This window comes from Janthinobacterium sp. GW822-FHT07H11 (genome assembly GCF_058798615.1).
This window is the reverse complement of the sequence record NZ_CM179507.1, coordinates 4,323,944-4,336,787: the sequence shown is the minus strand read 5'-3', so window position 1 is coordinate 4,336,787 and position 12,844 is coordinate 4,323,944. Positions and strand designations below refer to the sequence as shown.

The following is a 12,844-nucleotide window of genomic DNA, read 5'->3' as shown; positions in this document are numbered from 1 at the left end:
GCAGGCATCTAAGCGCAGCGTCGTGTTGCCACCTGCAATCCTGTTATAAATGGAGCTGTCCGTAAGAGGACAGATTGCTATGCCTAAAATGAAGACCAAAAGCTCCGCGAAAAAACGTTTTCGCGTGCGTCCAGGTGGAACAGTCAAGTCGGGTCACGCGTTCAAACGCCACATCCTGACCAAGAAAACCACCAAAAACAAACGTCAGTTGCGCGGTACCCGTAACATCAACGCATCGGATGTCACATCCGTCATGCGCATGATGCCGACTGCTTAATCTCACACTCAATTTAAGGAGTTACTATGCCTAGAGTAAAACGTGGGGTTACAGCTCGTGCCCGTCATAAGAAGATTCTTGTTCAAGCTAAAGGCTACCGTGGTCGCCGCAGCCGTGTATACCGTGTTGCCAAGCAAGCAGTTATGCGCGCTGGCCAATACGCTTACCGCGATCGCCGCAACAAGAAGCGCGTTTTCCGCCGCCTGTGGATCGCCCGTATCAACGCCGCTTCCCGTGAGCATGGCGTAACGTACAGCGTATTCATGAACGGCTTGAAAAAAGCAAATATCGAACTGGACCGTAAAGTCCTGGCCGATATGGCTGTGATGGACAAGCCAGCATTCGCTGCGATTGTCAACGCAGTGAAAGCAAAAATCGCTGCGTAAGCACGGTTATTGCACAACGTCATCCCCAGGGTGACGTTATAAAGAGCGGGGCAGGGGTGTACAACCACCTTGTGCCCCGTTTCCGTTTTTGATTGTTGGGTTCTAGATTACTAAATCCAGGATTGATTTCCAAAACAGGAAAAGCCGCATGAACTCCCTAGAAGAACTCGTCGTCTCGGCCCAGGCTGACTTTATCGCCGCCGCAGACGCTGCCGCACTTGAAAACGCCAAAGCCCGCTACCTGGGCAAGACTGGCCAGATTACCGAAATGATGAAGGGCCTGGGCAAACTGGACCCGGACGCGCGCAAGGCGCAGGGCGCCCTGATCAACGCCGTCAAAGTGCAGATCGAGGACGCGCTGACGGCGCGCCGTGATGCGCTGGCCGATGCCCAAATGCAAGGCCGCCTGAACGCCGAAGCGATCGACGTGACCCTGCCAGGCCGTGGCCGCATGCCCGGCGGCATCCATCCCGTCATGCGCACGTGGGAGCGGGTCGAGGAAATCTTCCGCTCCATCGGCTTCGACGTGGCCGACGGCCCCGAAATCGAGAACGACTGGACCAATTTCACGGCGCTCAACAGCCCGGAAAACCACCCGGCCCGTTCCATGCAGGATACGTTCTACATCGATGGCAACGACACCGATGGCAAGCCCTTGCTGCTGCGCACGCACACGAGCCCGATGCAGGTGCGCTATGCGCGCACGCACACGCCGCCGATCAAGGTCATCGCGCCGGGCCGCACCTACCGCGTCGACAGCGACGCCACCCATTCGCCCATGTTCCACCAGGTCGAAGGCCTGTGGATCGCCGAAGACATCAGCTTTGCCGACCTGAAGGGCGTGTACCTGAACTTCGTCAAGGCCTTCTTTGAAACGGACGACCTGCAGGTGCGTTTCCGCCCGTCGTACTTCCCGTTCACGGAACCGTCGGCCGAGATCGACATCGCCTTCGGCTCCGGCCCCCTGAAGGGCCGCTGGCTGGAAGTGTCGGGCGCCGGCCAGGTGCATCCGACCGTGGTGAAGAACTTCGGCCTCGATCCCGAGAAATTCATCGGTTTTGCTTTCGGCTCCGGCCTGGAACGCTTGACGATGCTGCGTTATGGCATCAACGACCTGCGCCTGTTCTACGAGGGCGATTTAAGGTTCCTGAAGCAATTCAACTAAGCGTTGTTCCGTTTGATTCATGGCGCTTGAGCGCCCGTGCGCTCGCGCTGTGAGCTTTGACCATTTGAAGGCTTGATTATGCAATTTTCCGAAAACTGGCTCCGTACCATGGTCGATCCGAAGATGACTTCGGACGAACTGGCCCATCTGCTGACCATGTCCGGTCTCGAAGTCGAGGACGTCGATCCCGTCGCCCCGCCGTTCTCGAACGTGGTGGTAGGTTTGGTCCTGGAGATGGAAAAACATCCGAATGCGGACCGCCTGAACGTGTGCCAGGTCGACGTCGGCACGGGCACCATGCTCAATATCGTCTGCGGCGCGCCAAACGTGCGCCCGGGCTTGAAAGTCGTCTGCGCCATGGCCGGCGCCGTCTTGCCGCCTGGCGCCGACGGCAAGCCGTTTGAAATCAAGGTAGGCCAGCTGCGCGGCGTCGAGTCGCAAGGCATGCTGTGCTCCGCGCGCGAATTGAAATTATCGGAAGAAAACGCCGGCTTGATGGAATTGCCGGACGACGCGCCGATCGGCCAGAATTTCCGCGACTACTATGCCTTGAACGACTTGAAATTCACCATCAAGTTGACGCCGAACAAGGCAGACTGCCTGTCCGTGCTGGGCGTGGCGCGCGAAGTGTCGGCATTGACGGGCGTGCCCCTGAATGCGCCGCAGTTCCGCACCGTGCCGGTTTCCAGCGATGAAATCCTGCCCGTGAAAGTGAGCGCGCCGGACCTGTGCGGCCGTTTCACGGGCCGTGTCATCCGCGGTTTGAACGCCCGTGCCGCCACGCCGGACTGGATGAAGCAGCGCCTCGAGCGCAGCGGCCAGCGTCCGCTGTCGGCCCTGGTCGACATTTCCAACTACGTCATGCTGGAACTGGGCCGTCCCAGCCACGTGTTTGACCTGGCGAAGATCCACGGCAGCCTCGACGTGCGTTGGGGCAAGGCGGGCGAATCCGTCAAGCTGTTGAATGGCAACACCATCGCCGTCGACGAGTGGCTCGGCGTTATTGCCGATGAGCAGGAAATCGAATCGCTGGCCGGCATCATGGGCGGCGACGCCAGCTCGGTATCGGACGATACGGACAGCATCTACCTGGAAGCGGCATTCTGGTGGCCGAACGCCATTCAAGGCCGCGCCCGCCGCTTGAATTTCTCGACCGATGCGGCGCACCGCTTCGAGCGCGGCGTCGATTTCGCCACCACCGTCGAGCACATCGAGCGCATCACGGCCCTGATCTTGGAAATCTGCGGCACGCCGGCCACCACCGTCGGCCCCGTCGACGACCACGTGGTGAACTTGCCGCAACGCCAGCCCGTGACCATGCGCACGGCGCGCGCGCAAAAAGTCATCGGCGTGCCGCTGACGGATGCGCTGATCGCCGACATCTTCACGCGCCTGGCCCTGCCATTCACCCTGGCCGACGGCGTGTTTTCCGTGACCTCGCCCAGCTACCGTTTCGACATCGAGATCGAGGAAGACCTGATCGAGGAAGTGGCGCGCGTGTACGGCTTTGAAAACATCCCGACCCTGCCGCCCGTGGCCGCGAACGTGATGCAGATTGCACCAGAAAATACCCGCTCCCTGTTTGCGGTACGTCATGTGCTGGCCGACCTGGGCTTCCAGGAAGTGGTTAACATGAGCTTTGTCGATACGGCATGGGAGCGCGATTTCTCGGGCAACACGAACCCGATCAAATTGCAGAACCCGATCGCCAGCCAGATGAGCGTGATGCGCTCCTCGCTGATCGGCAGCCTGATCGCCAACGTGCGCTACAACCTGAACCGCAAGACCAACCGCGTGCGCATCTTCGAAGTGGGCGCCATCTACCAGCGCGACGACGGCGTGCAAAACGGCCCCTTGTCGGTGGCCGGCTACGCCCAGCCGAAGCGCGTGGCGGCCATGGCCTACGGCGCGGTGGCCGACGAGCAGTGGGGCCAGCCCGCCCGCACGGTCGATTTCTTCGACGTGAAGGCGGACCTGGAAGCGCTGTTCGCGCCGCTGGTCTTGCGTTTTACCAAGGCGGAGCACCCGGCCCTGCATCCGGGCCGTTCGGCCAACGTGGAACTCGATGGCAAGGTCATCGGTTTCATCGGCGAACTGCACCCGCGCTGGATGCAAAAATATGACTTGCCGCTGGCGCCCGTGCTGTTCGAAGTCGACGCGGCCGCCCTGACGCACAGAGTCGTGCCCGTGTACCAGGAAATCTCGAAATTCCCTGGCGCCAGCCGCGATCTGGCCGTGGTCGTCAAGCAATCGGTGGCGGTGCAGGATCTGCTCGATACCTTCCAGGCGGCCGCCAAGGCAAGCCCTGCAGCGCGTATCGTGCAAGCCATTGTTTTATTTGATGAATATCGTGGAAAAGGGCTGGAAACGGATGAAAAAAGCCTTGCTTTCCGGATTAGCTTGCAAGATACTCAAAACACCCTGCAAGACGATGTCGTCGATGGCCTGATGGCTGTGTTGATCGATGCCGCCAAGCAGGGCCACGACGCGAAACTGCGTTCGTAATTACCGGACTGGCCGTCGCTTTTTGCGTGACGGCCTTTCCGTCGTCAACCGTAGACGAACCTGCCATGTGGCCGGTTCGGGCGCACAGAAAAGGCAGGGCAGGAAAATTAATAATAGCGACGTTGATTCCGCCGTACTGCAGTCCGCATTGGCCGCCGATCTGCACCGGGCCATGCTGGTTGCCAAAGTGCGCCAGGAAGCGGAAAAAGATCTACCTACCTTGACCAAGGCGGAGCTGGCCGAACTGTTGTTCGAGCAAGTGGGCCTGAACAAGCGCGAAGCGAAAGACATGGTCGAGACCTTTTTCGACGAGATCCGCAATGCGCTGGAACGGGGCGAAGCCGTCAAGCTGTCCGGTTTCGGCAATTTCCAGTTGCGCGACAAGCCGCAACGGCCGGGCCGCAACCCGAAGACGGGCGAAGAAATTCCCATCACGGCGCGCCGTGTCGTGACCTTTCATGCGAGCCAGAAGCTGAAGAGCATGGTCGAAGAGACCAGTCCGCTGGCACGTGCTGCCTGAGTGAGTGGCGATGAACGAGCGCATCAGTAAAACGGAATTGATCGCCTTGCCGCCCATCCCGGCCAAGCGCTATTTCACGATCGGCGAGGTGAGCGAGTTGTGCGGCGTCAAGCCCCATGTGCTGCGTTACTGGGAGCAGGAATTTTCCCAGCTCAAGCCGGTCAAACGGCGTGGCAACCGCCGTTATTATCAGCACCATGAAGTGCTGTTGATACGGCGCATCCGCGAATTGCTGTATGAGCAGGGTTTTACCATCAGCGGTGCGCGCAACAAGCTCGATAGTCGTGGCGCGGCCCATGCCGTCCTCGATGGCGAGCCATTGTCCGTCTTGCCAGCCGAGCCAGCGGCGCCGTCGCTTCCCCCGCTGGACCGCAGATGGATACGCAATGAATTAATTGCGATTTTGAACTTGCTAAAATAAGATTTGTACCAATATAGGCCGGGTTGTCCGATACCGCCTTTGATTAAAATGAACTGGCGCAGTGCCTGTATCGTGTGGCGCGCCACATTTTAAATATAATGTTAATGTTGCGTTTTTGTTAGTGACGCTGAACCGGAGCAGCGTTCAGGTTCCGGTAGTCTTTCCCAGGCCAGGAAAATTTAAGGGGAAACAATGATACGCGTTGCCATTTGTGATGATCACCAAATAGTACGAGCTGGATTCAAACAGATTTTTTCGTCGTCAAGCGATTTCAGTGTGGTGGCGGAAGCCGGTACCGGGCGCGAAGCGCTCGATATCGCCCGCCGCGAAATATGCGATGTGTTGCTGCTCGATATAGCCATGCCCGATCAGAGCGGCATCGATACCTTGCGCACGATCCGCCAGGGCCAGCCGGAATTGCCCGTGCTGATACTCAGCGGCTATCCGGCGCAGCAATATGCGTTGAATCTGTTCAAGATGGGCGCGAATGGCTACCTGAACAAGGAATGCGAAGCGGACGAGCTGATGACGGCCGTGCGCACGGTGTTCCAGGGACGCCGCTACGTCAGCTCCACCGTGGGGGAATTGCTGGCGCAGTCGTTCGACCGCGATACGAATGCGGCCCTGCATACGGAACTGTCGGACCGCGAGTTCCAGGTCTTCCTGCGCCTGGCGCGCGGCGCCACCGTGTCCGATATCGGCGTGGCGCTGTCGCTCAGCATCAAGACCGTGAGTACCTACCGTACGCGCATCATGGAAAAAATGGGCTTGCAATCGAATAGCGACTTGACCTATTACGCAATGAAAAACAATTTGCTTGACTAGCTTGGCGGTGCGATCATGGAACCATGATCGCTCAGCCAGCCCGGCAGGCACGACTTGTGCAGTGCAGCAGTTTGTAGCGAGGATTATAATTGGCCGGCGCCGGCCCTCTCTGCCGCGCCGAACCTTGCTAAGGATGCACACCAGGATGTATTTCACCGTTGAACCGGCCCCGAATCACCGCTTGCCCTTGTACAAGACCATCCTGTGCGTGACGTGCGCCTTGTTGCTTGTGCTCAATGGTTTCAGTCTTTATCATAATCTGCAATCGCTGAAGGGCACGAACGCCTTGCTCAGCCAGAGCGCCCGCGTGGCAGACCGCCTGCAATACTTGAACGTGCTCGTGCTCGATGCGGAAAGCAGCTTGCGCGGCTATTTCATTTCCGATTCCGAAACCTATCTGGGGCCATCGAAGACGGCCGGCGCCGAGATCGAAAACGAACTGAACGAACTGCAAACCTTGCTTGCCGGCAGTCCCAGCCAGCTGAAGAACCTGGCCCAGCTGAAAAGCCTGATCCGCCGGAAAATGTCGATGCTGCAACAGTCCATCGATGTCTACAAGCAGGGCGGGCTGGCGGAAATCGTCAATATCTCGCGCGTCACCGACGACCGTGCCACCATGGACGAAATCCGCCTGCAGGTGGTGATCATGACGCGCGAACAGAACGAGGCCCTGGCCACCGGCAGCGCCGCCTTTTATCATGAATACCAGAAAGCCGTGATCCTGGGCATCGGCATCAATGCGCTGGCCATTCTCGTGCTGGTCATGTTTTACCAGCTGGTGCGGCGCAGCTTCCAGAATCGGGCGGCCGTCGAGTTCGCGCTGCAAAACGCCAACGACACCCTGGAATCGACGGTCAGCAAGCGTACCGAGCAATTATCCGTGCTGTCGCGCCATTTGATCAGCGTCAATGAGGTGGAAAAGGCGCGCCTGGCGCGCGAGCTGCACGACGAGCTGGGCGCCAATTTGACGTCCATCAGCATGGACCTGGGTGCCGTCACGCAGCAACTGGCCCATACGCAGCCGGAACTGGCCGCACAACTGCGCCGCGCCAAGGCCACCCTGCTTGAAACGGTGGAGCTGAAGCGCCGCATCGTCGAGGATTTGCGCCCCAGCCTGCTGGACAACCTGGGCCTGTGCGCCGCCATCGAAAGCTATTGCGAGGATTTCGCGCGCATGAGCTCAGTGCGCTGCGAGACGGACGTGGCCATCAATATCGACAACCGCGAAGCGACCTTGACGATCGCCCTGTTCCGCATCGTGCAAGAGTCGCTGACGAACATCCTCAAGTATGCGCGCGCGGGCACGGTCAGCGTGACCCTGAAGCGCAATGAACATGGCCTGGTGCTGCGCGTCATCGATGACGGCATCGGCATTACCGACGATGCGCTGCAAAAACCCATGTCGCATGGCTTGCTGGGCATGCGCGAGCGCGCCTTGCTGCTGGGCGGCACCTTGACCGTACGGCAGGGGCCGCATGGCAAGGGCACGTGCGTCGAGGCGCTGATTCCCTTGCCGTTGACACCGGAGCCGGAAGACATCGACGAGGACGCCAGCGTCTGACGCAAGACAAAAAAATGGCCGGGCAGCATGCCCGGCCATTTTTTTACCGCGCCGTATCGTCACGGCGGCGCATCAGCAACGCGACACGTCGCGCAGCAGGCGGTCGTATTCCGTCTTGGCCACCTTGTAGCATTCCCCCGCATAGCATTCCAGGCCCAGGCGGTCGAGTACCGTGATGTTGCCGCGGCGGTAGTGGATCAGGCCTTCGTCCTGCAGCTTGCCGGCGGCGGCCGTGATGCTTTCGCGGCGCACGCCCAGCATGATGGAAATGAGTTCCTGCGTCACCTTCAATTCATTCGATGGCGAACGGTCCAGGCGGTCCAGCAGCCAGCGGCACAGTTTTTGCTCGATCGAGCTGTGGCGGCCACCGACGGCGTTTTGCGCCATTTGCGCAAACAGCGCATTCGTGTAGCGCATCAGCAGTTGCGGCAGAGCACCGCCCTGGTTGAAGGCATCGCGCAAGCTCTGCGTTTTCAGGCGGTAGCCGTAGCCGGCGCTTTGCACGACGGCCGTGCACATGGCGCGCTCGCCGGCGACCAGCGACGCGCCCGCCACGCCTTCATGGCCGACGACGGCGATTTCCGTGGTGGCGCCGTCTTCCATCACATACAGCAGCGAGACGATGGCGGTGGTGGGGAAGTAGCTGTACTCGAGGCTATTGCCATAAGCATACAATTCTTTGCCGAAGGGCAGTTCCACCAGTTCCAGGTGTTCGAACAGCGATTCAAGCGCGGCGCGCGGCAGGGCGGCCAGCAATTCGTTCTGTTGTGCACTGCTGAGGCTAACCCGCGACGCAAGCTTGATTTCCCGGCCAGCCGCTGGCATGGCGCGCGGCAGCAATTGGTTCTTTTGGACGGGAACGCTAAGTTGAGTTTGGTTCATATTATTCCTCACAGGCTTTTTTACATCGGAGTGCGACTGCCGCGTTGCTGGCTGGAAAAGCTTCTCACCCCATTCGGTGCCAGCATCTTTTCCAGCCGCGCGGTGCAGATCGCGATGTAGCTACTTTAAAAGCTTATGTAAGTGGCGAACATAAGATTAGCAGTCGCCACTTTGTAGTCTCTTTTGAGGCGAAATTGTAGTCCTTGTCCTACATGCACACTTTTGACTGTCAAGCCTTGCGCCGTTGTCCGCGATTTTGTGATATCACGCGCGGTTTATTGGCGCTCCACAGGCCGGCCGGCCGCACGCTGGGCAGGCCCTTGTGCGTGCCCGTGCCGGCGCGCGCGGCCGCCGCGTGCTGGCCGTCGTGTTCGCCCAGGCGGAAGCGGCTGACGGCCTGCGTCAGCGCCTCGCCTTCCTGGTGCAGGCGCAGCGAACCTTCGCGCGCCTCGTCGACCAGGCCCGCGTTCTGCCGCGTCATGTCGTCGATCTGTGCCAGCGCGCCATTGATTTGCGCGATTTCCGCGTTCTGCTCGGCACCGGCGCTGCTGATGCGCCCAATGACGACGGACACCTGCTGCACCGCGTCCACCACTTGCCGCATGGTGCTGCCGGCTGCGTTCACCAGGTCGCCACCGGCGTCCACGGTGGCCACCGAATCGCCGATCAGGCGCTTGATTTCCAGCGCCGCCGCCGCCGAGCGCTGCGCCAGGTTGCGCACCTCGGAGGCCACGACGGCAAAGCCGCGTCCCTGTTCGCCCGCGCGCGCCGCCTCCACGGCAGCGTTCAGCGCCAGGATATTCGTCTGGAAGGCGATGCCGTTGATGACGCCGATGATGTCGACGATCTTGTGCGAACTGGCCTTGATCGAGGCCATGGTCTCGACCACGGCGCCGACGGTTTCGCCGCCGCGCAGCGCCACTTCGGCCGCCGAGGCCACCAGCGTGCGCCCCTGTCCTACGTGGGCTTCGTTGCGGCCCACGGTGGCCGTCAGCTCGCGCATCGAATCCACGGTGGCGCCCAGCGCCTCGGACTGGGTGGCCGTGTGGCCGGACAGGGCCGCATTGCCTTGCGCGATATCGGCGCCGGCGGCGGCGATGACGGCCGCGCCGCCGCGGATTTCCCGCACCAGGGTGGCCAGGCCGTGCGTCATGGCGCCGAAGTCGCGCACCAGGTCGCCGATCTCGTCGTGCGCGCGCGAGTCGATGCGCTGCGACAGGTCGCCCGCCGCCGCCGCGCCCACGGCCACGCGCAGCTGCGTCACGTCGCGCGCGAAGGCGGCATAGAAGCCCGCGCACAGGTAGGCGGCGGCCAGCAGCACCAGCAGCATGGCCGCCAGGATCAGGGCGCGGCGCGCCTCGTCGCGCGCGATGCGCTGCGCCAGCAAGTCGTCCAGGGCCGTGGCCGAGGCGCCGGACAGTGCGTGCAGGGCGTCGATGGCCTGCATGCCGGCCGCGTGAAATTGCGCGCCCGAGGTCTGGTCGTAGGAATTCGTCACCTCGTTTTTCGTGCGCTCGAGGAAGGCCAGTGCCGCCGGCAGCGCTTTCAGGGCCGGCTGCAGGCTGGCGCGCAGTGCCGGCTGGGCGGCGAGGATTTCCTCGTAGCGGGCAGGCAGGCGTTCCAGTTCGTGGCGCGCGATCAGCGCCGTCGCGTTCACCAGCTGGTCTTCATTGGCCTCGAACAGGCCCGTGTCGATGTAGGCGGCGCCGCGCCCGGCGATATCGGACAGGCTGTCGGCCAGGTCGGGCAGGGTGGCCGTGAAGACGGCGCTCAGGTGGTTGGCGCCCGCGTCCGGGTCCAGGCTCAGGTGCGAGCGGTCGGCCACCAGCTGGCCCAGCTTGCCGGCCTGGCGCAGCAGCGCCGTATGCGCCGCGTAGCTGTCGCGCGCCGCGAGGCCCGCCTGGCGGCCCAGCAGCGCTTGCCACTGCTTCGTCAGCTCGGCCGCCTGGGGCAGGCCGGCGCCCGCCGGCAGGCGCGCCAGGGCCGCCAGCGCGGCCGTGATGCGCGCGTTGACGGCCGTATTGTCCATGCCCGCCTTGCCGCTCAGGCGCAAGTGTTCGAGGCCGCGCCGCTGCTGCAGCAGCCGCGTGCCTTCCTGCAGTTGGCGCACATAGGCGACACCGCGCTGCGCGTCCTGCGCCCGGGCCAGCGATTTGCCCAGTTCCGAGATCAGCAGGGTCGTCGCCAGCGCCAGCGGCAGCAGGAAGACGAGGCAGACGAGCATGAATTTGGGCAGCAGGCGCAGGCGCTGCATGAGGCGGATGGCGGGGGTGAGGAGCATTTTCATCGGGTTTCCAGGGTAGGGTGACAACATTTCTGCAGTGCAATGTTGCCTGCGGATTGTGACCCCTTGATGAACTGCGCGGCTGCCTGGCCAATTCGCGCCGCCGATTTCGCCGTTCGCCAGAGTGAAGCAGTTCACACGGAAGGCCGATCCTTCTGTAAAATCGAGGGTTTTTTGCGAGGGCCATATTATGGTCACCAATATGGCCAACGAGAACGACATCAACACCCCCGATTCCACCGACAGCGCGGACAATGCCGCGGCGTCAGCGAGCAGCAAGGCGCCGGCCGTGATCGCGCGCGAAGTCAAGCGCCGCCGCACCTTCGGCATCATTTCCCACCCGGATGCGGGCAAGACCACGCTGACGGAAAAACTGCTGCTGTTCTCGGGCGCGATCCAGATGGCCGGCACCGTCAAGGCCCGCAAATCGGGTCGCCACGCGACGTCGGACTGGATGGAGATCGAGAAGCAGCGCGGCATTTCCGTCGCTTCCTCGGTGATGCAGTTCGAATTCCGCGACCACGTCGTCAACCTGCTCGACACCCCGGGCCACCAGGACTTCTCGGAAGATACCTACCGCGTGCTGACGGCCGTCGACTCGGCCCTGATGGTGATCGATGCGGCCAAGGGCGTGGAAGCGCAGACGATCAAGCTGCTGGCCGTGTGCCGCATGCGCAATACGCCCATCGTCACCTTCATGAACAAGATGGACCGCGAGACGCGCGATCCGCTGGAACTGCTCGACGAACTTGAATCGGTGCTGAAGATCCAGTGCGCGCCTGTCACCTGGCCTATCGGCATGGGCAAGAACTTCCGCGGCGTGTACCACCTGCTGAACGACGAGATCATGCTGTTCAAGGCCGGCGAGGAAAAGGCCGACGGCGCCTTCGAAATCATCAAGGGCATCGACAATCCGCGCCTGCAGGAGATGTTCCCGCTGGAGATGGATCAATTGCGCATGGAGGTTGAACTGGTGCACGGTGCCTCGCATCCGTTCAAGCTGGAGGAGTTCCTCTCCGGCGTGCAGACGCCCGTGTTCTTCGGTTCGGCCATCAACAACTTCGGCGTGCGCGAGATTCTCTCGGCGCTGGTCGACTGGGCGCCGGCGCCGCGCGAGCGCGACGCCACCGTGCGTTCCGTCGATCCGACCGAGCAGCCATTCACCGGTTTCGTCTTCAAGATCCAGGCCAATATGGACCCGGCGCACCGCGACCGCATCGCCTTTTTGCGCGTGTGCTCGGGGCGTTTCGAGCGCGGCATGAAGGTCAAGCACTTGCGCCTGGGGCGCGAGATCAAGGTGTCGAACGTGGTGACCTTCATGGCATCGTCGCGCGAGCAGGTGGAAGAGGCGTACGCGGGCGACATCATCGGCTTGCCGAACCATGGCAACATGCAGATCGGCGACAGTTTTTCCGAAGGCGAGATGCTGACGTTTACGGGCATCCCGTACTTCGCGCCCGACTTCTTCCGCTCGGTGCGCATCCGTAATCCCTTGAAAATCAAGCAGTTGCACAAGGGCTTGCAGCAGCTGGGCGAAGAGGGCGCGGTGCAGGTCTTCAAGCCGGTGCAGGGCGGCGAGCTGGTACTGGGCGCCGTCGGCGTGCTGCAGTTCGAAGTGGTGGCCAGCCGTCTGCTCAACGAGTATGGCGTCGACGCCGTGTTCGAGGGCACCAGCATCAGCAGCGCGCGCTGGGTCAGTTGCGACGACAAGCGCGTGCTGCAGGATTTCGAGAACGCGCTGGGCCACAACGTGGCCTACGATGCGGCCGGCAACATGGCTTACCTGGCCACCTCGGGCGTCAACCTGCGCCTGACGGAAGAGCGCTGGCCGAAATTGACATTCCACGCCACGCGCGAGCATTCGGCGAAATTGGCTTGATGTCGAGGTGGCGTCGGCTTACGCGCTGCGCGCTAACCCGACCTACGGGGTCATAGGCGCTTTGCGCCAACCCGACCGACGGGGTCATGGGCGCTTTGCGCCAACCCGACCTACGGGGCCATGGGCGCTTTGCGCCAAC

11 protein-coding genes are annotated in these 12,844 nt (G+C 61.8%); 9 read left to right on the top strand and 2 right to left on the bottom strand.

Annotated elements, in window-relative coordinates; translation table 11 throughout:
• The first annotated feature begins 79 nt into the window (after nt 1-79).
• From rpmI to AC3RCJ_RS19055, 8 genes are all read left to right on the top strand, one after another.
• On the top strand, nt 80-277 hold the full coding sequence (gene rpmI / locus AC3RCJ_RS19090) for a 50S ribosomal protein L35 (protein WP_038493025.1): 198 nt from the start codon (nt 80-82) through the stop codon (nt 275-277).
• 26 nt (nt 278-303) lie between these two features.
• A complete protein-coding gene (gene rplT / locus AC3RCJ_RS19085) occupies nt 304-663 on the top strand; it encodes a 50S ribosomal protein L20 (protein ID WP_010399214.1) in 360 nt (119 codons plus the stop codon).
• Between the two features lie 148 nt (nt 664-811).
• Nucleotides 812-1,828 (top strand): phenylalanine--tRNA ligase subunit alpha, encoded by a 1,017-nt coding sequence (gene pheS, locus AC3RCJ_RS19080; RefSeq protein WP_034751917.1) that lies wholly within the window; start codon nt 812-814, stop codon nt 1,826-1,828.
• Between the two features lie 78 nt (nt 1,829-1,906).
• Nucleotides 1,907-4,333: a phenylalanine--tRNA ligase subunit beta gene (gene pheT, locus AC3RCJ_RS19075; RefSeq protein ID WP_492961457.1), complete on the top strand. Its 2,427-nt coding sequence runs from the start codon at nt 1,907-1,909 to the stop codon at nt 4,331-4,333.
• Between the two features lie 172 nt (nt 4,334-4,505).
• Entirely contained in the window at nt 4,506-4,853 is a 348-nt protein-coding gene (locus tag AC3RCJ_RS19070) for an integration host factor subunit alpha (RefSeq protein WP_010399205.1), read from the top strand.
• Between the two features lie 10 nt (nt 4,854-4,863).
• A complete protein-coding gene (locus AC3RCJ_RS19065) occupies nt 4,864-5,274 on the top strand; it encodes a MerR family transcriptional regulator (protein ID WP_492961459.1) in 411 nt (136 codons plus the stop codon).
• Nucleotides 5,275-5,466: 192 nt separating this feature from the next.
• Nucleotides 5,467-6,099, top strand: coding sequence for a response regulator (locus tag AC3RCJ_RS19060; RefSeq protein ID WP_034783185.1), 633 nt, complete (start codon nt 5,467-5,469; stop codon nt 6,097-6,099).
• Between the two features lie 145 nt (nt 6,100-6,244).
• Nucleotides 6,245-7,660 carry a sensor histidine kinase gene (locus tag AC3RCJ_RS19055; protein WP_492961461.1) on the top strand — a complete coding sequence of 472 codons (1,416 nt, stop codon included), beginning with the start codon at nt 6,245-6,247 and terminating at the stop codon, nt 7,658-7,660.
• A gap of 72 nt (nt 7,661-7,732) precedes the next feature.
• Here AC3RCJ_RS19055 and AC3RCJ_RS19050 read toward each other — a convergent pair whose 3' ends face one another.
• Entirely contained in the window at nt 7,733-8,542 is an 810-nt protein-coding gene (locus tag AC3RCJ_RS19050; RefSeq protein ID WP_492961463.1) for a Crp/Fnr family transcriptional regulator, read from the bottom strand.
• Nucleotides 8,543-8,771: 229 nt separating this feature from the next.
• Entirely contained in the window at nt 8,772-10,829 is a 2,058-nt protein-coding gene (locus AC3RCJ_RS19045; RefSeq protein ID WP_492961465.1) for a methyl-accepting chemotaxis protein, read from the bottom strand.
• A 199-nt stretch (nt 10,830-11,028) separates the two neighbouring features.
• On the opposite strand from AC3RCJ_RS19045, the gene AC3RCJ_RS19040 reads away from it, so the two are divergent.
• Nucleotides 11,029-12,705: a peptide chain release factor 3 gene (locus AC3RCJ_RS19040; RefSeq protein ID WP_492961510.1), complete on the top strand. Its 1,677-nt coding sequence runs from the start codon at nt 11,029-11,031 to the stop codon at nt 12,703-12,705.
• The last annotated feature ends 139 nt before the right edge of the window (nt 12,706-12,844 follow it).

Excerpts from the sequence above, each read along its gene's own strand:
- rpmI (WP_038493025.1), top strand. The coding sequence starts at position 80 with ATGCCTAAAATGAAGACCAAAAGCTCCGCGAAAAAACGTTTTCGCGTG.
- rplT (WP_010399214.1), top strand. The coding sequence starts at position 304 with ATGCCTAGAGTAAAACGTGGGGTTACAGCTCGTGCCCGTCATAAGAAG.
- pheS (WP_034751917.1), top strand. The coding sequence starts at position 812 with ATGAACTCCCTAGAAGAACTCGTCGTCTCGGCCCAGGCTGACTTTATC.
- pheT (WP_492961457.1), top strand. The coding sequence starts at position 1,907 with ATGCAATTTTCCGAAAACTGGCTCCGTACCATGGTCGATCCGAAGATG.
- AC3RCJ_RS19070 (WP_010399205.1), top strand. The coding sequence starts at position 4,506 with ATGCTGGTTGCCAAAGTGCGCCAGGAAGCGGAAAAAGATCTACCTACC.
- AC3RCJ_RS19065 (WP_492961459.1), top strand. The coding sequence starts at position 4,864 with ATGAACGAGCGCATCAGTAAAACGGAATTGATCGCCTTGCCGCCCATC.
- AC3RCJ_RS19060 (WP_034783185.1), top strand. The coding sequence starts at position 5,467 with ATGATACGCGTTGCCATTTGTGATGATCACCAAATAGTACGAGCTGGA.
- AC3RCJ_RS19055 (WP_492961461.1), top strand. The coding sequence starts at position 6,245 with ATGTATTTCACCGTTGAACCGGCCCCGAATCACCGCTTGCCCTTGTAC.
- AC3RCJ_RS19050 (WP_492961463.1), bottom strand. The coding sequence starts at position 8,542 with ATGAACCAAACTCAACTTAGCGTTCCCGTCCAAAAGAACCAATTGCTG.
- AC3RCJ_RS19045 (WP_492961465.1), bottom strand. The coding sequence starts at position 10,829 with ATGAAAATGCTCCTCACCCCCGCCATCCGCCTCATGCAGCGCCTGCGC.
- AC3RCJ_RS19040 (WP_492961510.1), top strand. The coding sequence starts at position 11,029 with ATGGCCAACGAGAACGACATCAACACCCCCGATTCCACCGACAGCGCG.